The organism is Pseudomonas sp. LB3P31, assembly GCF_054897945.1.
On sequence record NZ_CM142710.1, the window covers coordinates 5,676,196 to 5,698,865 of the forward strand.

Below are 22,670 nucleotides of genomic sequence, written 5' to 3' on the forward strand. Positions count from 1 at the left end.
ATAGACGAAAGATCGCAGCCTTCAGCGCCCCCGACAAACGAAGAATCTTACGAACTTCATTCTGCCAGGGACTGCAAACAGTGTTCACACCGGCAGATGCGAACGCTGGGATTCCAGAAATTCTCTATACAAATATGCCGTATGCGCAGGTCGTTCGACCATCGGCATATGCCCGACGCCTTCGCCGATTTCCACCCGCAGGTCGGCAATGCCCTTGCTCCACACCGCGACACTGCTGACGTCAATTAGCCGGTCCTTGCGCCCCCACACCAACAGCGCCGGGCACTTGATGTCGGCAAGTCTGGGCTCCATCGGCGGGCTGGCGCGAAAGTCCCTGAAGATTTCCTCCAGCTCATCTCGGGACTGCATATAACGCTGGGCGAACGCATCCAGTATCACCCCCGGCACCCAGGGCGGATTGGCCATGGTCATGGCATAGAACTGGCGAAATTCTTCGCGCGAATTAATCAGGAACGGGTTGTGGCCTTTGCCCAGTTGCCTTTCCAGGTCACTGATCTCGGGCGCGGTGACGCCGGCCGGGTCGATCAGCGCGACCGACGCGATGCGTTCCGGGTAATGCGCGGCAAGCCAGGCGGCGATGTAGCCACCCATGGAGTTGCCGATCACATGCACTTTTTCCACGCCGCAGACATCGAGCAGCTGGATCATTCGCTTGGCCTGTAACGGAATGTCGTAGCCGCCGCCGGCCTTGAAGCCGGTCTCACCGTGACCGGCGATGTCGGGGATGATCACCCGATGGTGTCCGACAAAATGCCGGGCGAAACGCAGCCACAGGTTCTTGTCGGCACTGTAGCCATGCAACATCAGTACGCTGCTGTTGGCTTCGTACGGCCCGCCTTGCCAGGTCGAGACGGTCATCTCGGAGATCGGCACGACGATCTTGTGCAGCCGGTACAGCTTGGCCTCGATTGCGGTGCTCAAGTCATACAGCAGGTAACCGATAGCGGGGTAGCTCAACCAGCTCCAGGCCACGAAAACAGCGATAGCGACAACCAATAACAGCATTAGCGTCTTCCTTCTATCTATCGAATCAGGACAGCAGGTGGTCGGCGGGCTTCAGCGCCCGGGTCAGCCGGTAATAACTGAAACTGAAGCCCGGGAACATGGCGATCACATGTCCGCTCCTGCTGTGGTACCAGCTGTGACAACCACCGGACTTCCATACTGTGCGCTCCATTTCTCTGTGGATCATTTCAGTGTAGGTACGTTCCGCCTCGGGGCGTACCTCGATGCTGCGCAAGCCCTGTTTTTTTAGCGTGCCGATGCAGTCGAGGATGTAATTCATCTGCGATTCGATGATGAACAGCGCCGAAGTGTGGCCAATGCCGGTGTTCGGGCCGGTGACGATGAACAGATTGGGGAACCCCGGCAGGCTGGTGCCGAGGTAGGCGCGGGGATACTGAGCCCAGACATCTTGCAGGCAGATGCCGTTTTTGCCGTAGACCGGGTAGGAAATCACACCGTCGGTGGCGTCGTAACCGGTGGACCAGACGATCAGGTCGAGTTCGATGTGCTGGCCATCACGGGTGATGATGCCGCTTTCGTCGATGCTGGCGATCGCCTGTTCACGGCTGTGCAGCGTCACATTGCTGCGTCCCAGCGTCGGATACAGGGTGCTGGAGACGATCACCCGTTTGCAGCCGATGGTGTAATCCGGAGTCAGTTTGCGCCGAAGTTCAGGGTCGGGCACCTGACGCTTGAGAAAACGCAGCGCGTGTTGCTGGACCAGGTGAATCGCTGGCCGGGAGTACTTGAAAGCAATCACCCGGGTTTCGAACTGCCAGTAGATCATCCAGCGCAGCAGTTTGTAGGCCGGCTTGAGCCCCAGCAGCCAGCGCTGGAACCGGCCGAACTGACGATCTGCCCGTGGCAGCACCCAGTGCGGCGTGCGCTGGAATACGTGGAGATTTTCGACCTGCGGCGCGATTGCCGGAATCACCTGGGCGGCACTGGCGCCGCTGCCGACGATGGCCACGCGCTTATTGCGGTAGTCGTAAGTGTGATCCCAATGGTTGGTGTGAAATGTCTTGCCCTTGAAGCGTTCCTGGCCCTCGAAACGGGGCACCACCGGCTGGCTCAGCGGGCCGGTCGCATTGATCAGGAACTGCGCATGGAACGTGCCTTTGCCGGCGGTGTGCACCGCCCAGCGCTGGTTCTCGTCATCCCATTCAATGCGCTCGACACTGGTTTGCAGTTCGACCTTGTCGCGCAAGCCGAAATGTTCCACTACATATTGGGTATAACGCTGCAGTTCGGCTTGCCCGGCGAACATCTGCGTCCAGCGAAACGGCGCGAATGATAATGAATAGAGCGGCGAGGGCACGTCCACCGCAGCGCCGGGATATGTATTCTGGCACCAGGTGCCGCCGAAAAAATCCCGCCGTTCCAGCAGGCGGAAATCATCGATGCCGGCCTTGAGCAAATTGATCGCCGCGCACTGTCCGCCGAAACCGCTGCCGATGATCAACACTTGAAAGGTTTGCATGGACTTCCTTTTTTATGGCGCGCTTGCTTCATGTATAGCCAAACATCCGGCTCACGCTTGCTGTCAATGTCAAGGTATTCAGACTGCCAGCCGGTGATGGCTATTTAACGTTACCCTGATAAACTCCAGCACACACGCAACCCCGGTGTCTGCAGGTTCCGTTCAGTGGCGCGAGGCCTCCATGGAAAAATCGGGCGTTAAAGGGCTTTCACTGGCACGCCGGCTGTACACGTCGCGGACTCTGGGGCTGGCTCTTGGCCTGTTGTGCGTGGGTGCGGCGATGTACCCACTCCATCCGCCGCCCTGGGTCTGGGCGATGATGCTGATCAATGCCGTGGTCTGGCCACACTTGGCCTATCAATGGGCGCGCCGGGCCAAAGTCCCTTATCACGCTGAACACCGTAACCTGCTGGTGGATGCCTTCCTCGGCGGCTTCTGGGTGGCCGCCATGCAGTTCAATCCACTGCCCAGCGCAACGACCATTTCGATGATGGCCATGAACAACGTGGCGATTGGCGGGCTGCGCTTCCTGCTCGTGGGGACTGTCGCGCAAGTCCTCGGTATCGGCGTCGGCCTGCTGATCTTTGCCCCGGCTTTTGTGCCTGAGACCAGCCAGTTCCAGTTGTATGCCTGTCTGCCCTTGTTGTGTTTTTATCCCCTTGCGCTGGGATGGATCTGTTTTCGCCAGGCCCACACGCTTGGCCAGCACAAGCGTGAGTTGCTGGCCTTGAGTCGCACTGACAGCCTCACTGGCCTGCTCAATCATGGCGCCTGGAAAGATCAGCTGGAGGTGGAGTTTCAACGGTGTCGCAGCCAGGGTATAGGCGGGGCGATTGCGCTGATCGACATTGACCACTTCAAGATCATTAATGACACCTACGGCCATGTGGCTGGCGATATTGTGCTGCGCCAGTTGAGCAAGATGCTGCGGCAAAACCTGCGGTCGACGGATCTGGCCGGGCGTTATGGCGGCGATGAGTTCTGCGTGATCCTCCCGGACTTGCCGCTGAGCAGTGCGGCGACGGCCATGGACGCGCTTCGGGATCGGTTTGCGGCTTTGGGTTATGAGCAGGATCCGGCGTTGAGGGTCAGCCTGAGTATTGGCCTGGCAGCATTGGACCCGGCGTATACCGATGCCACGTTGTGGCTCAATGATGCGGACCAGGCGTTGTATGAAGCCAAGACTACCGGGCGCAATCGGGTGATCTGCAGCAATGACCCAGTTGTAGGAACTGACGAGAGGAACGAGGCTGCGATCTTTTGATCTTGCCTTGTGTACATATCCGTTATTTCGGTGATGGCTTGTAATGGTTCCGCCCTTACGGCGGGTCACTTTGAAATGGCTACGCGCCCCGGCCCCAAGTAACCAAACGCTTTCTGCCCCACCCGGCACCTCGCTAATGCTCGGTGTGCCCTCACTCCGGCATTGCTCCGCGGGTAAACCGGCATTCTTGCCGGTTTACCCGCTACGCAATGCCTGCGTTCGGCCAGCGTGGTTAATGGGGCGTCCGCGATCAAGAACCGAGCCGTGGCGGCCTCCGGGCCGACCAAGGCATCAAGCCGGCGCGCTGCGCTGCTCTGATCGTGCACATCCTCCGAATCGACGCTATCCCCTGTAGGAGTGAGCCTGCTCGCGACAGCAATCTATCAGCCGACATCCGCGTTGACTGACCTGCCGCAATCGCGAGCAGGCTCACTCCCACAGTTGGATTTTCGCCGTTCACTGGATGTGTATGAGCTGACACTGAACTGTGGGAGCGGGCTTGCTCGCGAAGGCGGACTGGCATTCAACATTGATGTTGACTGACCCGGCCCCTTCGCGAGCAAGTCGAATCGTCGCACCGCCGCTCCCACAGAGGAGAGCGCATCAAGCTTGGAGGATGTGCACGACCAAATAAGCGCAGCGCGCCGGCTTGATGCCTTGGTCGGCCCGAAGGCCGCCACGGCGAAGCTTTTGATTGCAGGCGCCCCATAAAACCACGCTGGCCGAACGCAGGCATTGCGTAGCGGGTAAACCGGCAAGGATGCCGGTTTAGCCGCGCTGGCCCATGGATGGGCCATCGCGGCGGCCTGCGGAGTAATGCCGGAGTGAGGGCACACCGAGCCTAGGCGAGGTGCCAAGTGGTGGGGCAAGAGCGTTTGGGTTACTTTTGCGCTCCATCAAAAGTGACTCGCCGTAAGGGCGAAACCATTAGCAGCCTTGACCGCAAGAATGGATATGTACACAGCAAGATCAAAAGATCGCAGCCTCGTTTCTCTCGGCAGCTCCTACAGTTTATCCACGGGTAATTTGTGATGAGCCAAAAAAAAGGGCCACCACAACCCGACGTTGCGGCGACCCCGAGGGTGACCTGAATTTCCCACAACACACACAACCAAACTCAAAAAAGCCTCAATGCGCCCCAGCCGCCTTGTTCAAATCACTCTCGGCCCACTCGGTATAAACACACGCATCCGCAGTCGCCCAGCGCACCTGCACCGGGTCGCCGGCCTTGAGCGGCATCCCCGCAGCTGACAGTGCCTTGACCGTCATTGAAGTCCCGCCAGTCGTCACCACACTGCAAGTCTGGCTCTCACCCAGGAACAGCACCTCCACCACCTTGGCCGACACCTCATTCCAGCCCGCCGCCAACGGCTCGCGGATCGCCTGGTCGACACTCAACGCCAGGGCTTTTTCCGGGCGCACCATCAGCAGCACAGACTGATCATTCTGCAACCCGGCAGTCAGGCGAATCGACAGCGCCTGGCCCTCGAACGTCCCTACCGCATTGCCCTGGGCTTTGAGCTTGAGGAAATTCGAATTACCCAGGAACGACGCCACAAACGCATTCGGCGGATTCTGATAAAGGTCATAGCCACTGCCCAGGCCGACAATTTTGCCGTGGCTGAAAATCGCAATACGCTGGGACAGGCGCATCGCCTCTTCCTGATCGTGAGTCACGTAAATGATGGTGATACCCAGGCGCCGATGCAGCTGGCGCAACTCGTCCTGCAAATCTTCGCGAAGCTTCTTGTCCAGTGCCCCTAACGGTTCATCCATCAGCAGAATGCGTGGTTCATATACCAGCGCCCGGGCGATGGCCACCCGTTGCTGCTGGCCGCCGGACAGTTGCGAAGGGCGCCGATGAGCGAATTGCTCCAGCTGCACCAGCTTGAGCATCGCATCCACCCGGCGCTCGCGTTCAGCGCTGGGCAGCTTGCGGATGGCCAGGGGAAAGGCGATGTTGTCGCGCACCGACAGGTGCGGGAACAGCGAGTAGCGCTGGAACACCATGCCAATGTCACGCTTGTGTGGCGGCACGTTGACCAAGGACTGGCCCTCGACCAGGATCTCGCCGCTGCTCGGCGTTTCGAAGCCGGCGAGCATCGACAACGTGGTGCTTTTGCCCGAGCCGCTGGAGCCGAGGAAGGTCAGGAATTCGCCATCCTTGATGTCCAGCGAGATGTCGTCCACGGCGGCAAAATCGCCGTAGTACTTGTTCAGGTTCCGCAGGCTCACCAGGGGTTTGTCGTTCTGCTGGGCGCTATCTTTGATCACGGCACTCATGTCGTACTCCTCGCGCTCAGGCGCTGATTTCATTGCGCCGGCGAACGGCGGCGGCGATCACCATGACCAGTACCGAGAGGCCGATCAGCAGCGTCGAGGCGACGGCGATCACGGGCGTCAGGTCCTGGCGCAGGGTGGTCCACATTTTTACGGGAAGGGTTTGCAGGGTCGGGCTGGCCATCATCACGCTCAACACCACCTCATCCCAGGACACCAGGAACGCAAACAGGGCACCGGCCACCATGCCCGGGCGGATCGCCGGAAAGGTCACCTTGAACACTGCCTGCAAACGTGACGCGCCACAGATCACCGCCGCGTCTTCGATCGACTGGTCGAACAGTTTCAGCGAGTTGATGATCGAGATGATGGTAAACGGCAACGCGACGATCACGTGGCTGACCACAAACGCGAACATCGTCCCGGTGTAGCCCAGCTTGAGGAACAGCGCATAGACCGCCACCGCGATGATCACCAGGGGCACGATCATCGGCAGGGTAAACAGGCCGTAGAGCATTTCCCGCCCGGGAAAACGCCCGCGCACCAGGGCAAACGCGGTCGGCAAACCCAGGGCCACGGCGAAGAACGTGGTCAGCATTGCAACCTTGAGGCTGGCCAGCGCCGCGTTCATCCAGTCGGGGTTGGAGAAGAACTGCCCATACCATTTCAGCGTCCAGCCCGGTGGCGGGAACACCAGCCACTGGGAGGAACCGAAGGACAGCAGCACGATGAATACGATCGGCAGCAACAGGAACAGCGCGATCAGCCCGGTGGTGAAGTACAGGCCGAAACGCATGCGTCGGCTCATCGCATTGGGAGTCAGCAGCATGACGGCTTACCTCGCGTTGCTGGCGCCAACCGGGGATTCCGGTTGGAGCTTCAGGTAGAAGTAGAACAACACCAGCGTGATGACGATCAGCAATGCGGCGCCGGCGCTGGCCAGGCCCCAGTTGAGGAACGATTGCACCTGCTGGATGATGAACTCGGGCAGCATCATGTTCTGCGCGCCGCCCAGCAGTGCCGGGGTGACGTAGTAACCGAGCGACATGACGAACACCATCAGCCCGCCGGAGAACAGCCCTGGCCGGCACAGCGGCAGGAACACCCGAAAGAAGTTGGTCCAGGGGCTGGCGCCGCAAATCGATCCGGCTTGCAGGATCATCGGGTCGATGGCCTGCATGGTCGCCTGCAACGGCAGCACGATGAACGGGATCATGATGTAGCTCATGCCGATCACCACGCCGGTCAGGTTGTGCACCATTTCCAGCGGCTGGTCGATGATGCCCATCGCCATCAACGCCTTGTTGATCACCCCCGAGGCTTGCAGCAGCACCAGCCAGGAGTAGGTCCGGGCGAGGAGGCTGGTCCACATCGACAGCAGCACGATGTTCAGAATCCAGCGGCCCCAGCCACGGGGCACCAGGGTGATCGCCCAGGCCAGCGGAAAGCCCAGCAGCAGGCTGAACAGCGTCACCAGGCCCGCCACCGAGAAGGTGTTGAGCAACACCCGGGCATACGCCGAGTTGGCAAACAGTTGCTCGTAATTGCCCAGGCCCGGCGTCGGTTCCAGCACCCCGCGCAGCAACAGGCCGATCAGCGGAGCGAGGAAAAACAGGCCGAGGAACAGCAGGGCAGGGAGCAGGTTACCGGCGCCGCGCCAACGCTGTGCCAGCGTCGGGGTTTGAGTCATTGCGGCAGCCTTGTCGGCAGCGCTCATGGCGCTGCCGACTGGCGCAGTTTGGCGGGATGCACTGGCCGCCATTTTCATTTGACCAGCCATTCGTTCCACCGTGTCGCGATGGCCGGACCGTTCTTGGCCCAGTACGCGAAGTCGAGAGTGATCTGATCCTTGGCGTAAGCAGTCGGCAGGTTAGGTGCCAGCGCCGAATCCAGGCGCGCCACGCTGTCGACGTTGACCGGTGCATAGGCGGTCAGGTTGGAAAAGTCCGCCTGGCCTTTGGCACTGCTGGCGTTGGCCAGGAATTTCATGGCCGCGTCCTTGTTCTTCGAGCCCTTGGGAATGACCAGGATGTCGGCCATGACCAGGTTCTGTTTCCAGCTCACGCCCACGGGGGCGCCATCTTCCTGCAAAGCATGGATCCGGCCGTTCCAGAACTGCCCCATGCTCGCTTCACCGGACGCCAGCAGCTGCTGCGACTGCGCGCCGCCGCCCCACCAGACGATGTCTTTCTTGATGGTGTCGAGTTTCTTGAAGGCGCGGTCCAGGTCCAGTGGGTAGAGCTTGTCGGCGGCTACGCCATCGGCCAGCAGTGCCAGTTCCAGTACGCCCGGGCTTGGCCATTTGTACAGGGCGCGTTTGCCGGGGTAAGTCTTGGTGTCGAACAGTGCGGACCAGTCCTGGGGTTTGCTGGCGCCCAGTTTGCCTTCGTTGTAGCCGAGCACGAAGGAGAAGAAGAACGAGCCGACGCCGTGATCGGAGACGAACCGCGGGTCGATCTTGTCGCGCTGGATGACGTTGAAATCGAGGGGTTCGAGCAAGCCTTCGGCGGCGGCACGCAGGGCGAAGTCGGCTTCGACATCGACTACGTCCCATTGCACATTGCCGCTTTCGACCATGGCCTTGAGTTTGCCGTAGTCGGTAGGGCCGTCCTGGACCACGGTGATGCCGCTGGCCTTGCTGAACGGGTCGGCCCAGGCCTGCTTCTGCGCATCCTGGGTGCTACCGCCCCAGCTGACGAAGTTGACGCTTTCGGCAGCCATCGACGCCTGGCTGGTGACGCTCAGCAGTCCCGCAAGAAGAATTGCGGTTGCACGTTTGTTCAACACCATTTTCACGCCCTCATTGTTGTGTTTATGAGCGGGGCTTTGCAGTGCCCGCCTATCGGGAGCAGTAGATCGGTCGAACCTGTGAGGTAGTCCGGTCTATGGAATATCATATTATGGTATTCCAAACTTTGTGCAAGCACTTTGCCTTACCGGCTATCTGCTCGGGGTCCGGGCGGGGACCCCTGTAGTGGAGGGCAAGTCACCCAATAAAAGGAATGCTCTCCACCATCTCCAGGTCATACCCGGTCAACCCGGCATACTTCAGCGGCGGCCCAAGGTGGCGCAACTTGCCCACGCCCAGGTCCTGCAGAATCTGCGCACCGGTGCCTACTTCAGAATAGATCCGCGACTGCGAGCGGTGGAACTGGCGCGGTGGCTGGGTCAGTTGCGGTACCCGTTCGAGCAGCGCCTGGGACGACTCGTGATTGGCCAGCACCACCACCACGCCGCAGCCTTCCTCAGCCACTCGCTGCAACGCTGCCCACAACGTCCAGTTGGACGGGCCGCTGTATTCGGCACCCACCAGGTCACGCAGCGGGTCGATCACGTGCACACGCACCAGGGTCGGCTGATCGCGCTGCAACTTGCCCATTACCATCGCCATGTGCACGCCACCTTCAATGCGGTCTTCAAAAGTGATCAGGCGAAAGGTGCCATGCACCGTCGGCAGTTCCCGTTCACCGATGCGCACCACCGTGTGTTCGGTGCTCAGGCGGTAGTGGATCAGGTCGGCGATGGTGCCGGTCCTGATCCCGTGCTTGCGCGCGAACACTTCCAGGTCCGGACGCCGTGCCATGGTGCCGTCATCGTTCATCACTTCGACGATCACCGAGGCGGGGGTGAAACCCGCCAGGCGCGCCAGGTCGCAACCGGCCTCGGTATGCCCGGCACGGGTCAGCACGCCACCTTCCTTGGCGCGCAGCGGGAAGATGTGGCCCGGTTGCACCAAATCCGCAGCCCCGGCATTTTTTGCTACCGCAGCCGCTACCGTGCGCGCCCGGTCTGCGGCGGAAATACCGGTGGTAACGCCGACCGCCGCCTCGATGGACACGGTGAACGCCGTACTGAACACGCTGCCGTTGCTCGGCACCATCTGCTCCAGGCCCAGGCGCTGGCAGTGCTCGTCAGTCAGGGTCAGGCAGATCAGGCCGCGGGCTTCCCGGGCCATAAAGCTGATAGCCTCGGGCGTGCAGCAATCGGCGGCCAGCAGCAGGTCACCTTCGTTTTCGCGATCTTCGTCGTCGACCAGCAGCACCATTTTGCCGAGGCGGTAGTCTTCGAGGATTTCTTCGATACTGTTGAAGGCCATGGGGGAATTCTCAGTGTTGGATGGAATGTGGTATACCATAATACATAACTTGTTTGGAGGTCACTATGAAGGCGTACTGGATTGCTCATGTAGACATCAACGACCCGGTGCAATACGGCCAATACACCCAGCGGGCCCCGGCGGCATTTGCGTTGTACGGCGGGCGGATCCTGGCTCGGGGCGGGCGCAGTGAGGCAATGGAAGGTCGGCCGACGCCGCAGCGCAGCGTGGTGATCGAATTCGAGTCCTATGAGCAGGCCGTGGCCTGTTATCGGTCCGAGGAATATCAGCAGGCGCGGGGGCATCGGGAAGGAGTGGCGCAGGCACAAGTGATCATCGTCGAGGGTGTGGCGCCGGTCTGAAACGCTGTTCAATTCACGCCTGAAAGCCTGCCGAAAGCTTCCAGGCGCACCCTCCCGGTCTCGCTCTGCTATCGTGTAAAAACCTCTAGTCGCTCATTCGGGCGATTTCCCGTAAGCATGCTTTACGGCACCGTCATCACGGTCAGGTTTGCGAGCCAACGGGAAACGAATCAATGGACACCCCGCCAGTAGACTGTCCGCCCCCCGAACCCCAGTCGCGCGCCGAGAAGATTGTCGAGTTTCGCCGGCAGAAAACCTTGCTCAAGACCGGCGCCCTGCAGGACGCGATCTTCAACAGCGCCTATTTCTCCAGCATCGCCACCGACGAAAAAGGTGTGATCCAGATCTTCAACGTCGGTGCCGAACGCATGCTCGGTTACCAGTCCGAGGACGTGGTCGACAAGATCACCCCGGCGGACATTTCCGACCCTGCCGAACTGATCACCCGCGCGGCGGCCCTCAGCCTGGAACTCAAGACGGTGATCACCCCGGGCTTCGAAGCGCTGGTGTTCAAGGCATCCCGGGGCATCGAAGACATCTACGAGCTGACCTACATTCGCAAGGACGGCAGCCGCCTTTCGGCAATGGTCTCCGTCACCTCGTTGCGTGACAGCGCCGAAACCATCATCGGCTACCTGCTGATCGGCACCGACAACACCGCACGCAAGCAGGAAGAAACGACCCAGGCACTGCTCGACCAGCGCCTGCGCGATCAGCAGTTCTACACCCGCTCGCTGATCGAATCGAACATCGACGCGCTGATGATGACCAATCCCCAGGGGATCATATCCGACGTCAACAAACAGATGATGGCGCTGACCGGCCGTACCCGCGACGAGTTGATCGGCGCGCCGTGCCGCAACTTTTTCACCGATCCGGCGGGCGCGGATGCGGCGATCAAGCGCGTGCTCAGCGAAAACAAGGTCAGCGACTACGAGCTCACGGTGCGCGCCTACGACGGCACTGAAACCGTGGTGTCCTATAACGCCGCGACCTTCCACGACCGCGACCGCAAGCTGCAGGGGGTGTTCGCCGCCGCCCGCGATGTCACCGAGCGCAAGCGCTTCGAGCGCACCCTCGAAGAAAAAAACCTCGAGCTGGAACATGCCAGCCTGATGAAGTCCGAATTCCTCGCCACCATGTCCCATGAGTTGCGCACTCCATTGAATGCCGTGATCGGTTTTTCCGAAGCGCTCAAGGACGGCATGGTCGGCGACGTGACCGAGACCCAGCGCGAATACATCACCGACATCTTCACCAGTGGCCAGCACTTGCTGTCGCTGATCAATGACATCCTCGACCTGTCCAAGGTCGAAGCCGGGATGATGGAACTGGAGCTCGAACCCGTCGAGCTCCAGGGCCTGCTGAGCAACAGCTTGCTGATCGTGCGCGAGAAGGCGGCGCTGCAACGCATCCAGCTGGAACTCGACGCTGGCGACGACTTGGGAACCTTCGACCTGGACCTGCGCAAGACCAAGCAGATCGTCTACAACCTGCTGGCTAATGCGGTGAAGTTCAGCGCCCCCGGCGGCGTGGTGACGCTGGCCGTGCAGCGAGTGGCGCGCGAACAGGTCGGCACCATTGCAGGGGACTGGCCAGTGCACGGCTTTGAAGTGCCGGCCAGCGAGCATGAGCAGTTTCTGCAATTGAGTGTCAGCGACTCCGGGATCGGCATTGCCCAGGGTGACATGGATAAATTGTTCAAGGCCTTCAGCCAGATCGACAGCAGCCTGGCGCGTAAATTCGAGGGCACTGGCCTCGGCCTGGCGCTGGTCAAGCAATTGGTCGAGTTGCAGGGTGGCAGTGTCGCGGTCGCCAGCCGGGAAGGGGCGGGAGCTCGTTTCGTGGCGTGGCTACCTATCCGTCATACCGCATTTGTGGAGGCGCCGTGGCCGAAATCCTTATAGTCGAAGACAACGCCGCCAACATGCGTCTGGCCCGCCTGCTGCTCACCAGCGCCGGCCACAGCGTCATTTGTGCCGCGGATGCAGAGACCGGTCTGAAGCTGGCGCGTGAGCTGCAACCTGCGCTAATTCTGATGGACATCCAGTTGCCGGGCATGGATGGCCTCAAGGCCACCTCGCTGCTCAAGAACGATGAGGCGACAGCGGCCATCCCGGTGATCGCTCTCACTGCCATGGCCATGAAGGAAGACGAGGAAAAGACCCGTCTGGCAGGTTGCAATGCCTACATCACCAAACCCCTACGTTACAAGGAGCTCTTCCAGGTCATCGACACGTTGCTGCAAGACACTCTGCCTCAACAGCCCTCTACCTGAGCTCTCTACATGTCCAATACGGCCGCTACCCTGTTGATCGTCGACGATGAAACCCATGTGCGCAAACTGCTGCAGATCCTCCTGCAGAACCAGGGTTACCAGACACTCACCGCCAGTTCGGGCGAGGAGGCGCTGGAGCTGGTAGCGCAACAACCGCCCGACCTGATCCTGCTCGATATCATGATGCCGGGCATGGACGGTTATGAAGTCGCCCGCCAGCTCAAGAGCGACAAGGCCACCTCGAACATCCCGATCATCATGCTCTCGGCCCTGGGTGAACACAGCGCGCGGATTTCCGGCCTGGAAGCGGGCGCCGAGGACTACCTTAGCAAGCCGGTGGAAAGTGCCGAATTGTGGCTGCGGGTGCGCAACCTGCTGCGGCTCAAGGCGTTTGGCGATTACCTGAAAAGCCACAACCTGATGCTCGAAGAACAACTGCAGCAGCGCATCATCGACCTGGAGCGTTTCCGCTCGGCGATGGATGCTTCGGGCGATGCGATTTTCCTGGTCAACCGCACCAGCATGCGGCTGATCGAGTTCAATCGCAGCGCCTGCCGGGTGCTGGGATTCACCCCTGAAGAACTGCTGTGCAAGACGCCCGCCGACCTCAGTGACAGCACCCTCGAAGAGCTGGAGCTGCTGTATGACCAGATCATCGCCGGCAAGGGGCCGATCGAGCCGACGGAAACCATTATCCACTGCAAGGACGGTAGTCAGATTCCCGTGGAAATTCACCGCCAAGCCTACAAGACCGGTGCCGACTGGATCATTGTCGGCATCGCGCGCGACATCACCCAGCGCAAGGAAGCCGATCAGCGCATGCTGAAAATGGCCCACTACGACTCGCTGACCGGGCTGCCCAATCGCAACCTGTTCTTCACCACCCTGGAGATGGGCCTGACCCAGGCAGCGCTGAGCGATTGGCAGCTGGCGGTGGTCACGGTCGACCTCGACGACTTCAACAACGTCAACGAAACCTGGGGCCACCTGCTGGGTGACCAGATGCTGGCGGAGCTGGGTCAACGCCTCACCAGCTGCCTGAATGTCAGCGACACCCTGGGCCGGATGCACGGTGACGAGTTCGCGCTGATCCTGATGATTCGCCAAGGCCAGGCCGATCCGCTGCACACCGTCGAGCGCATCCGCGAAGCGCTGCGGGTACCGTTTACACTCGGTGACCACGAGACTTCAATGACCGCCAGTATCGGCATCGCCCTGTACCCCGGCGACGGCGATGACGCCCACGGCCTGATCAGGCACGCCAACACCGCCATGCACCGCGCCAAGAAAATTGGCCGCGACACTTACCGTTTCTACACCGCGCAGATGAACGTCGAAGCCTCGGCGCGTCAGGAGATGGAAAGTGCTTTGCGCGAAGCTGTGCAGCACCACTCGTTCGAGCTGTTCTACCAGCCCAAGATCTGCCTGAATGACGGTCGGGTGTGCGGCCTCGAAGCACTGTTGCGCTGGCCGCGCCCGGGGCAGGCGCATGTGTCGCCCACGGTGTTTGTGCCGATCCTGGAAAGCATGGGACTGATTACTGAAGTGGGTGACTGGGTGATCACTCGCGTGTGTCAACAGCTGGCCGAGTGGCAACGTGCCGGAGAGGGCCCGTATCAGGTGGCGGTCAACGTCTCTGGCCAGCAGATCATCGAGGGCGATCTGATCGCCAGCATCCGCCAGGCACTGCTGGATAATCAGATCGATCCGCACTGGCTGGAAATCGAACTGACCGAAAGCTCGCTGATGGAAAATACCACCCACACCATCGCCAGCCTGCAGACCCTGCAACAGCTCGGGGTCAAGGTATCGATCGACGATTTCGGCACAGGCTACTCAAGCCTGGCGTACCTGCGGCGGTTTCCGATCGACAAGCTCAAGATCGACATTGCCTTTATCCGCGAAGTCACCAGCAATCCCCAGGATGCGGCTATCGCCAGGACCATCATTGAACTGGCTCACAGTCTCAACCTGCAGGTAATTGCCGAAGGCGTAGAGACCCCCGAGCAGCTGGCGTTCCTTACCGAGAACGGTTGCGATCAGGTCCAGGGCTATCTGTTCAGTCGACCACTGCCGGTCAGCGAGCTGGAGGTTTTCTTGCGCGAGCGGCAGGCTTTCGAATAGCCCCAGCGCCCAAATGGCGTTAGCATTATCTACCTTCGGCTAAACAGCCTGTTGTCCAGACCAGGGTTGCATTGTGGAAAAGCTAAAACGCCTTCAAAGCGGAATCGAGGGGCTTGATGCTCTGCTCAAGGGCGGGTTCGTCGCAGGCGCCTCGTACATCATCCAGGGACGTCCGGGCTCCGGCAAAACGATCCTCGCCAATCAACTCGGGTTTCATCACGCGCGCCAGGGTGGCCGGGTGCTGGTTGCCACGCTGCTGGCTGAATCCCACGATCGGCTGTTTCAGTTTCTCTCGACCCTGAGCTTTTTCGAACCGGCCCGCGTTGGCGCCGAGATCCAGTTTGTCAGTGCGTTCGACACTCTGGAGAACGAAGGCCTCGACGAAGTGGTAAAACTGCTTCGCCGCGAGATCAGCCGGCAGAAGGCCACGGTGCTGGTGGTCGACGGTTTGCTCAACGCGCGCTCCAAAGCCGACTCGCCGATCGATACCAAGAAATTCATTTCCGAGCTGCAAGGGCATGCCGCCTTCGCCGGTTGCACCGTGCTGTTCCTCACCAGCTCGCGGCTGGATGACGGCAGCCCCGAGCACACCATGGTCGATGGCGTCATCGAGATGGGCGAAGAGCTGTTCGGCACCCGTTCGGTACGGCGCATCCAGATGCGCAAAACCCGCGGCAGCGGGGCGCTGACCGGGCTGCACGAATGCGAAATCAACGACCATGGCCTGGTGGTCTATCCACGCCTGGAAAGCCTCTACAGCCATCCATCGCTGCCCGACAGTGCGGACCTGACGCGCATCGCCAGCGGCATCGGCGCCCTCGATGGCCTGATCGGTGGTGGCCTGCACAGTTCCTCCGTGACCCTGGTGATGGGCCCGTCCGGGGTCGGCAAAACCACCCTGGGCTTGCGATTCCTCGCCGAGTCGACGCCAGAAGCGCCAGGGTTGCTTTTCGGCTTTTACGAAAGCCCGCAGCGGTTGCGTCTCAAGGGCCGGTCGCTGGGGATCGATATCCACGCCATGGAAGCAAGCGGCGCGCTGAGCATTGCCTGGCAACCCACTACCGAGGGCCTGCTCGATGGGCTCGGCGCCAAACTTTTGCAGCTGGTCGAGGACAAGGGCATCAAGCGCCTGTTCATCGACAGCCTGAGCGGCATGGCGCGGGTGTCGACTACCCCGGCGCGGATCACCGATTTCTACAGTGCCCTGATGAGCGAACTGCGCGCCCGTGGCGTCACCGTGTTTGCCTCGTGGGAAATGCGCGATCTGTTTGGCTCGGAGATCAGCTCACCGACCCCTGACCTGTCGAGCATTGTCGACAACCTGATGTTGATGCGCTTCTCGCAGAATCATTCGGAACTCAAGCGGCTGCTTGCGATTCTTAAAGTACGAGACAGCTTTTATGATCCTTCGCTGCTTGAGGTGGTCATCCATGAACACGGCGTTGAACTGAAAAAGGTCTCACCAAATGCAACGGCAGTCCCTAATGATTCAGCACTGCCTGGTTCAATATCCTAAGTCTGCAAGTCGGGTTGAATTGACATGACCACCATTCTCGTCGTTGATGACGAGTATCTGATCGCCGATATCCTCGGTTATGCCCTGGAGGATGAGGGGTACATGGTCGTAAAAGCCAGTAACGGCCGCAAAGGTCTTGAAGTGCTGGAGCGCGAGCGGCCCGCACTGATCATCACCGACTTCATGATGCCAGTGATGGACGGTCAGGAATTCGCCACGGCCGTGCGTGCGGACGCTGCGGTCAGCCACTTGCCGATCATCCTGATCAGCGGTGCCCAAGCGCATATCGGCATGCAGCGCTCGGACCTGTTCGATGCGGTGCTGGACAAACCCTTCGACATCAACCTGGTCATCGCGAAGGTCCGCGAGCTGTTGCGATGAGCCGACCTGCAACGGACTGCAGGCGCGCTCGATAGCTAATTGTCCTACCTTCAGATTGCCTTAAGAATTCCTTTCGATACTCCTCCCATACCCACCCGGGAGGTGTGCACCCATGCCCGATTTAGACTGGAATTTCCCCCTCCCTCTGACGTTCGGTGAAGCCGAAACCTCGCGGATGAACCTGGCAAGAGCCTTGCCCGAAGATGCCCAGCGCGGGATTTTCGAAGCCTTTATCCAGCAGCGGTTTCGCCAGGCCCATGGTGCTGATATCCGCCAGTTCATGCCGCAGCTGTTTGGCCTGCGCGATAGCCGCGGCGGTCTGTGTGCCGTGGCTGGAGTGCGCCTGGCAGCGCTGGAGTCGTTGTTTCTGGAGCGCTATCTGGACCAGCCGATCGAGCCGCTGGTCTGTGCCGCTGCTGATCAATGGGTCGAGCGCAGCGCGATCGTGGAGGTGGGCAACCTGGCGGCCAGCGACGCCGGCAGTGCGCGCCTGAGCATTGTCGCGATCACTTACCTGCTGGCCATGGGTGGCCTGGAGTGGGTGGCCTTTACCGGGAACCTGGGCCTGGTGAACAGCTTTCATCGACTGGGCCTCAAGCCTGTGACGCTGTGTGTTGCCGACCCTGCCCGACTCGGTGAAGACCGGCATGACTGGGGCAGCTACTACGCGAGCAAGCCGTGGGTGCATGTCGGCAACATCCGCGCCGGCTTTGTGCATTTGCGCAACAGCGGCACCTTCACTCGCCTGGGCTTTCCCACCACGCTGGAGGGACTCAGTCATGTCGCCTGAGCTTGCGCGGTTCCAACAGACGCTGCGCCTGCATGCCGAACGGGAGCCCAGCAGCATCGCGTTATGGGGCGATCATCTGAAACTGGACTACACCACCTTGTATGCCGAAGTGCAGTACCGCCAGCAGCGTTTGCGTGATCAGCAGGTCGAGCTGGTGGCCCTGGCCCTGGACAATGGCGTGGAAGCCATGCTGTGGGACCTGGCGGTATTGTTCGAAGGACTGGCATGCCTGACGCTTCCACCGTTCTTCAGCCCGGCCCAGCGTCAACATTGCCTGGAGCAGAGTCAGGCGCAGCTGGTGATTGCCGAGCCCGGGCTGGACAGCGAGTTGCTCGGGAACGGCTACACCAAGGCCGGTGACTTCTGGCGTCGTTCGTTCAACGCGCCGAGTCGGCTGCCCGCAGGCACCGCCAAGCTGACTTTCACTTCCGGCACCACGGGCACTCCCAAGGGCGTGTGCCTGGATGCACACAGCATCCTGACCGTCGCCCGGGAGCTGGATGAGGCCAGCAAGCACGCCAATCCACAGCACCACCTGGCCCTGCTGCCCCTGGCGATTCTCCTGGAAAATCTCGGTTGCTATGCCGCGTTGTATGCCGGCGCCACCTTAAGCGTGCCGGGCCAGAAAACCCTGGGCATTGCCGGAGCCAGTGGCGTCGAAGTACCGCGTCTGCTGCGCAGCCTGAGTAGCCGCGCGCCCGAGAGTCTGATCCTGGTCCCGCAATTGCTGCTGATGCTGGTCAGTGCGGCCGAGCAGGGGGCTTTCGACCCTCAGCCGTTGCGCTTTGCCGCCGTGGGTGGTGCGCGGGTTTCGCCAAGCCTGCTGCAGCGCGCGCGTCGAGTCGGCTTGCCGGTGTTCGAGGGTTATGGGCTCTCGGAGTGTGCGTCGGTGGTGTGCCTGAATCGACCGCAGGCGCGGCGCCCCGGCAGTGTCGGGCGGCCACTGGCGCACGTGCAGATTCGCCTGGCCGAAGACGGCGAAGTGCTGATCAAGGGTACGAACCTGCTGGGTTATCTGGGGGAGGCGCCGCACCTTGATGAATGGTGGCCCAGCGGCGACATCGGAGAGTTCGACGCCGAGGGCTTTCTCTACCTCAAAGGGCGCAAGAAGCACCAGTTCGTCACCAGTTTCGGGCGTAACGTCAACCCGGAATGGGTGGAGGCCGAACTGACCCAGCGCGGTGAAATTGCCCAGGCTTTTGTCTTTGGCGAGGCCATGCCGAGCAACCACGCACTGCTCTGGCCGCAGCGTGCCGACTGCTCTGACGAAGCGCTGGCGGCTGCGGTATTGCAGGCCAATGCCGGTTTACCCGATTACGCCCGGGTGCACCACTGGACCCGCCTCGATCAGCCTTTCACACCGCTCAATGGATTACTCACGGCCAATGGCCGATTGCGTCGCGACGCCATCATCGAGCAATACCGCGCGCAACTCAGCCAAACACTATTTTCTGAGGAGGCCGCATCATGAGTTTTTTCGACGCCTTGCAAGAGGCGACCCGGCAGGAGCGGCACGAGTTGTTCAACCTGCCGATCATCCACGACGCCCTGCAAGGTCAGGTCAGCCTGGAGAGCTACCGGGCTTTTCTGGCCCAGGCCTACTACCACGTGCGCCATACCGTGCCGCTGATGATGGCCTGCGGTGCCCGTTTGCCCCGGCGCCTGGAGTGGTTGCGCGCGGCGGTATGCGAGTACATCGAGGAGGAATACGGCCACGAGCAATGGGTGCTCAATGACATCCAGGCATGCGGCGGTGACATGGCCGAGGTGCGCGACGGGCGTCCGGCGCTGCCGGTCGAACTGATGGTCAGTTATCTCTACGACCTGATTGCCCGGGACAATCCGGTGGGTCTGTTCGGCATGGTCAATGTGCTGGAAGGCACCAGCATCGCGCTCGCCACTCATGCGGCCGGTAGCATTCGTGATCGCCTGGGCCTGCCGGAAACCGCGTTCAGCTATCTCAGTTCCCACGGCTCCCTGGATATCGAACACATGCAGACCTATCGTCGACTGATGGACCGGCTGGATCAACCTGAAGACCAGGGCGCGGTGATTCACGCGTCCAGGGTCGTCTACAAGCTCTACGCCGACATGTTCCGTGGTTTGCCCCTGGGCGGGGAGAATCGGCATGCGTTTGTCTGAAGCGCGAGTCGTACTCACCGGCGCCAGCGGCGGCATCGGCCTGGCCATCGCCCGCGCCCTGTGCGCCAGCGGGGCCCGGGTGCTGGCGGTGGCCCGGCACCGGCAGCCGTTGGAGGCCCTCATCGAGCAGTATCCGCAGCAAGTATCGTGGCTCGCCGCCGACCTGACGCTGGCGGCGGACCGCGCCAGGGTGCTGGCCGGCGCTGAGACCCTCGGCGAGATCAACCTGTTGATCAATGCGGCCGGGGTCAATCACTTCGCCATGCTGGAACAACTTACCGACGCCGACATCAACGCGCTGCTGGCCGTCAACGTCAGTGCGCCGATCTGCCTGACCCGAACCTTGCTGCCGCTGCTCAAGCAGGCTCCGAGTGCAATGGTGGTCAATGTCGGCTCCACCTACGGTTCCATCGGGTATCCCGGCTACGCCAGTTACTGCGCCAGCAAGTTTGCCCTGCGCGGATTCTCCGAGGCCCTGCGCCGGGAACTGGCGGACACCCGGGTAGGCGTGCTCTACGTGGCACCACGGGCCACCCGCACCCCCATGAATAGTTCGGCCGCCCAGGCGCTGAACGTGGCGCTCAAAGCCAGCGTCGATGACCCGCAGCGGGTGGCGGCGGGCGTGATCCAGGCGATTGCCGGGGATCGGCGGGACCTGTACCTCGGCTGGCCAGAGCGGTTTTTTGTGCGGCTCAACAGCCTGCTGCCCAATCTGGTGGACCGTGGCTTGCGCAAGCATCTGCCGCTGATCCGGCGCCTGAGCCACAAAACTGACCGCAAGCCTTGAAAAAAACCTGGCGTCAGCCTGCCGGCACGCCGTCGATAGTCTGTACTTGCGAGGTGATCACTGCTATCGCCGACAGGAGTCTCTGTGCGTTTATTACTGATTGAAGATGACGTGGCGCTGGGGGAGGGCATCCACCAGGCGCTCGGCCGCGAGGGTTACACCGTCGACTGGGTGCGCGACGGCAACAGCGCCCTGCATTCCTTGCTCAGCGAAGCCTTTGATCTGGCGGTGCTCGACCTCGGTCTGCCGGGTATGGACGGTCTCGAAGTACTGCGACGGCTGCGCGACAGCGGCGCCAACGTGCCGGTGCTGATCCTCACTGCCCGCGACGCCACCGAGGACCGGATCGCCGGGCTGGATGCGGGCGCCGACGACTACCTGGTCAAACCGTTCGACCTGGCCGAACTCAAGGCTCGCCTGCGCGCATTGCTCAGGCGCAGCGCCGGTCGCGCCCAGGCCTTGATCGAGCATGCGGGCATCAGCCTTAATCCCGGCACCCAGCAGGTCAGCTATCAGGGCCAACCCATCGCCCTGACGCCCAAGGAATATCAGCTGCTGCATGAACTGCTGTCCCCGCCGGGGCGGGTGATGACCCGCGATCACCTGATGCAGTTGCTGTACGGCTGGAACGAGGAAGCGGAAAGCAACACCCTGGAAGTGCACATTCATCACTTGCGCAAAAAGTTTTCCAGCCAGATGATCCGCACCATCCGGGGTGTCGGTTACCTGGTGGCGGAGCGGCCATGACCTCGATCCGCCGGCGCACGTTGACCTTGATCCTGGGATGCCTGTTCCTCGGCCTGCTGGTGATGACCGGGTTCAACCTGCACGACAGCAATCATGAAATCGATGAGGTCTACGACGCTCAGCTGGCGCAGCATGCGCGACTGCTGCAGGGCATCATGCGCATGCCGATGGCCAGCGCGGAACACGCCGAGTTGTACCAGGCGTTCAATCAGGCATTGGGCCTGGCCGTGCCAAAAGTCGACGGCCATCCCTACGAAAGCAAAATCGCCTTCAAGGTCTGGAACGCGCAAGGCACGCTGCTGGTCCACACCGGCAGTGCCCCAGCGTTCTCATCCGCCGAGGTGCAGCCGGGCTTCAGCGATGTGTTCGACCTGCGCGAGCGGAAATGGCGCGGCTTCGTGCTGGATGACCCGCAATACGGCCTGAAGATCTGGGTCGGTGAACGTGATGATGTGCGCGCAGACCTGGTGGGCCGGATCGTGCGCCACACGGTGGTGCCCAACCTGATCGGCAGCCTGGTGCTCGCCCTGGTCATCTGGTTGGCCATCGGCTGGGGCCTGAAGCCCTTGATCAATATGGCGCAAACGCTGCGCGCCAGGCACTCCGGTTCCCTGGAGCCGTTGCAGTTGACGCCATTGCCCAGCGAACTGGAGCCCATGCAGGCAGCCCTCAACCGCGTCCTGGCGCAGATTCGCGAGGTGATGGGGCGCGAGCGGCGCTTTATCGCCGATGCCGCCCATGAAATGCGCACGCCACTGGCGGTGCTGCGGGTTCACGCGCAGAACCTGATGGAAGCCGCCAACGAAGACGATCGGCGCGAATCCCTGGAGTACCTGATCATCGGCGTCGACCGCACCACCCGGTTGGTCAATCAGCTTCTGACCATGGCGCGCCTTGAACCACAGGGCGATGTGCGTGAGGCTTCCGACGTCGACCTGGTGAGCACCGTGCGCGACTGCCTGGTGCAACTGACGCCGTGGATCCTCAACAAGGGCCTGGAGCTGACCTTCGATGCTGGCGAGAATATCGGCGCGGTTAAAGTGGACGCCGGGTTCATCCACATTGCCGTGAACAATCTGGTGACCAACGCGGCGAACTTTTCTCCGCCCGATGGGCTGATCCGTGTGCGGCTGGCGAAAAATGCTCAGCGCTATGAATTGAGCGTCGAGGACGAAGGGCCGGGCATCGATGAGACAGAACGGGACCGATTGTTCGAGCGGTTCTACAGCCGTGGCAACAACCAGGGTGCGGGTTTGGGCCTGACCATTGTGCAGGCCATTGCCGGTCGGCTGGGCGGGCAGGTAAGGCTGGAAAATCGCCCGTCGGGTGGCTTGCGGGCGACGTTGGAGATTGGTCGGGTTGGAGGCTGACCAACTCGGAATGCCCTGCCAGTCGAT

The 22,670-nt window shown here is 61.3% G+C and carries 20 protein-coding genes; 13 read left to right on the forward strand and 7 right to left on the reverse strand.

Annotation, left to right across the window (positions count from 1 at the left end; translation table 11 throughout):
• Positions 1 to 84 precede the first annotated feature (84 nt).
• Together ACYZTK_RS25830 and ACYZTK_RS25835 are read right to left on the reverse strand one after the other, a co-directional pair.
• A complete protein-coding gene (locus ACYZTK_RS25830) occupies positions 85 to 1,026 on the reverse strand; it encodes an alpha/beta fold hydrolase (RefSeq protein ID WP_462012415.1) in 942 nt (313 codons plus the stop codon).
• Positions 1,027 to 1,051: 25 nt separating this feature from the next.
• On the reverse strand, positions 1,052 to 2,506 hold the full coding sequence (locus ACYZTK_RS25835; RefSeq protein ID WP_462012416.1) for a flavin-containing monooxygenase: 1,455 nt from the start codon (positions 2,504 to 2,506) through the stop codon (positions 1,052 to 1,054).
• 181 nt (positions 2,507 to 2,687) lie between these two features.
• On the opposite strand from ACYZTK_RS25835, the gene ACYZTK_RS25840 reads away from it, so the two are divergent.
• Positions 2,688 to 3,770 carry a diguanylate cyclase gene (locus ACYZTK_RS25840; protein ID WP_462012417.1) on the forward strand — a complete coding sequence of 361 codons (1,083 nt, stop codon included), beginning with the start codon at positions 2,688 to 2,690 and terminating at the stop codon, positions 3,768 to 3,770.
• Between the two features lie 1,128 nt (positions 3,771 to 4,898).
• On the opposite strand, the gene ACYZTK_RS25845 is transcribed toward ACYZTK_RS25840, so the two are convergent.
• The 5 genes from ACYZTK_RS25845 to ribBA form a co-directional block, all read right to left on the reverse strand.
• Complete coding sequence (locus ACYZTK_RS25845; protein ID WP_462012418.1) at positions 4,899 to 6,053, reverse strand: ABC transporter ATP-binding protein; 1,155 nt, start codon at positions 6,051 to 6,053, stop codon at positions 4,899 to 4,901.
• Positions 6,054 to 6,069: 16 nt separating this feature from the next.
• Positions 6,070 to 6,879 carry an ABC transporter permease gene (locus ACYZTK_RS25850; protein ID WP_462012419.1) on the reverse strand — a complete coding sequence of 270 codons (810 nt, stop codon included), beginning with the start codon at positions 6,877 to 6,879 and terminating at the stop codon, positions 6,070 to 6,072.
• A gap of 6 nt (positions 6,880 to 6,885) precedes the next feature.
• Positions 6,886 to 7,818 (reverse strand): ABC transporter permease, encoded by a 933-nt coding sequence (locus tag ACYZTK_RS25855; protein WP_462014976.1) that lies wholly within the window; start codon positions 7,816 to 7,818, stop codon positions 6,886 to 6,888.
• Entirely contained in the window at positions 7,815 to 8,840 is a 1,026-nt protein-coding gene (locus ACYZTK_RS25860; RefSeq protein ID WP_462012420.1) for an ABC transporter substrate-binding protein, read from the reverse strand. Before ACYZTK_RS25860 ends, ACYZTK_RS25855 begins: the two co-directional genes overlap by 4 nt.
• Positions 8,841 to 9,036: 196 nt before the next feature.
• Positions 9,037 to 10,146, reverse strand: a complete 1,110-nt coding sequence (ribBA, locus tag ACYZTK_RS25865) for a bifunctional 3,4-dihydroxy-2-butanone-4-phosphate synthase/GTP cyclohydrolase II (protein ID WP_462012421.1) — start codon at positions 10,144 to 10,146, stop codon at positions 9,037 to 9,039.
• A gap of 65 nt (positions 10,147 to 10,211) precedes the next feature.
• Here ribBA and ACYZTK_RS25870 point away from each other — a divergent pair, with 65 nt between their 5' ends.
• The 12 genes from ACYZTK_RS25870 (at position 10,212) to ACYZTK_RS25925 (ending at position 22,643) form a co-directional block, all read left to right on the forward strand.
• Positions 10,212 to 10,508, forward strand: a complete 297-nt coding sequence (locus tag ACYZTK_RS25870) for a DUF1330 domain-containing protein (RefSeq protein WP_462012422.1) — start codon at positions 10,212 to 10,214, stop codon at positions 10,506 to 10,508.
• Between the two features lie 173 nt (positions 10,509 to 10,681).
• Positions 10,682 to 12,415 (forward strand): PAS domain-containing sensor histidine kinase, encoded by a 1,734-nt coding sequence (locus ACYZTK_RS25875; protein ID WP_462012423.1) that lies wholly within the window; start codon positions 10,682 to 10,684, stop codon positions 12,413 to 12,415.
• Positions 12,397 to 12,786 carry a response regulator gene (locus ACYZTK_RS25880; protein WP_462012424.1) on the forward strand — a complete coding sequence of 130 codons (390 nt, stop codon included), beginning with the start codon at positions 12,397 to 12,399 and terminating at the stop codon, positions 12,784 to 12,786. Before ACYZTK_RS25875 ends, ACYZTK_RS25880 begins: the two co-directional genes overlap by 19 nt.
• A gap of 9 nt (positions 12,787 to 12,795) precedes the next feature.
• Positions 12,796 to 14,910, forward strand: a complete 2,115-nt coding sequence (locus ACYZTK_RS25885) for an EAL domain-containing response regulator (protein ID WP_462012425.1) — start codon at positions 12,796 to 12,798, stop codon at positions 14,908 to 14,910.
• Positions 14,911 to 14,983: 73 nt separating this feature from the next.
• Positions 14,984 to 16,426 carry an ATPase domain-containing protein gene (locus ACYZTK_RS25890; protein ID WP_462012426.1) on the forward strand — a complete coding sequence of 481 codons (1,443 nt, stop codon included), beginning with the start codon at positions 14,984 to 14,986 and terminating at the stop codon, positions 16,424 to 16,426.
• A 24-nt stretch (positions 16,427 to 16,450) separates the two neighbouring features.
• The gene (locus ACYZTK_RS25895) at positions 16,451 to 16,807 is read left to right on the forward strand and encodes a response regulator (protein ID WP_462012427.1); all 357 of its coding nucleotides are present in this window, start codon (positions 16,451 to 16,453) and stop codon (positions 16,805 to 16,807) included.
• Between the two features lie 112 nt (positions 16,808 to 16,919).
• The gene (locus tag ACYZTK_RS25900) at positions 16,920 to 17,597 is read left to right on the forward strand and encodes a thermostable hemolysin (RefSeq protein WP_462012428.1); all 678 of its coding nucleotides are present in this window, start codon (positions 16,920 to 16,922) and stop codon (positions 17,595 to 17,597) included.
• The gene (locus ACYZTK_RS25905) at positions 17,587 to 19,068 is read left to right on the forward strand and encodes an AMP-binding protein (RefSeq protein ID WP_462012429.1); all 1,482 of its coding nucleotides are present in this window, start codon (positions 17,587 to 17,589) and stop codon (positions 19,066 to 19,068) included. The genes ACYZTK_RS25900 and ACYZTK_RS25905 overlap by 11 nt, the downstream gene beginning before the upstream one ends.
• Complete coding sequence (locus tag ACYZTK_RS25910; protein ID WP_462012430.1) at positions 19,065 to 19,739, forward strand: TenA family transcriptional regulator; 675 nt, start codon at positions 19,065 to 19,067, stop codon at positions 19,737 to 19,739. The genes ACYZTK_RS25905 and ACYZTK_RS25910 overlap by 4 nt, the downstream gene beginning before the upstream one ends.
• On the forward strand, positions 19,726 to 20,526 hold the full coding sequence (locus ACYZTK_RS25915) for an SDR family oxidoreductase (RefSeq protein WP_462012431.1): 801 nt from the start codon (positions 19,726 to 19,728) through the stop codon (positions 20,524 to 20,526). The genes ACYZTK_RS25910 and ACYZTK_RS25915 overlap by 14 nt, the downstream gene beginning before the upstream one ends.
• Before the next feature lie 84 nt (positions 20,527 to 20,610).
• A complete protein-coding gene (locus ACYZTK_RS25920) occupies positions 20,611 to 21,273 on the forward strand; it encodes a response regulator (RefSeq protein WP_462012432.1) in 663 nt (220 codons plus the stop codon).
• A complete protein-coding gene (locus ACYZTK_RS25925; RefSeq protein ID WP_462012433.1) occupies positions 21,270 to 22,643 on the forward strand; it encodes an ATP-binding protein in 1,374 nt (457 codons plus the stop codon). The genes ACYZTK_RS25920 and ACYZTK_RS25925 overlap by 4 nt, the downstream gene beginning before the upstream one ends.
• Positions 22,644 to 22,670 lie beyond the last annotated feature (27 nt).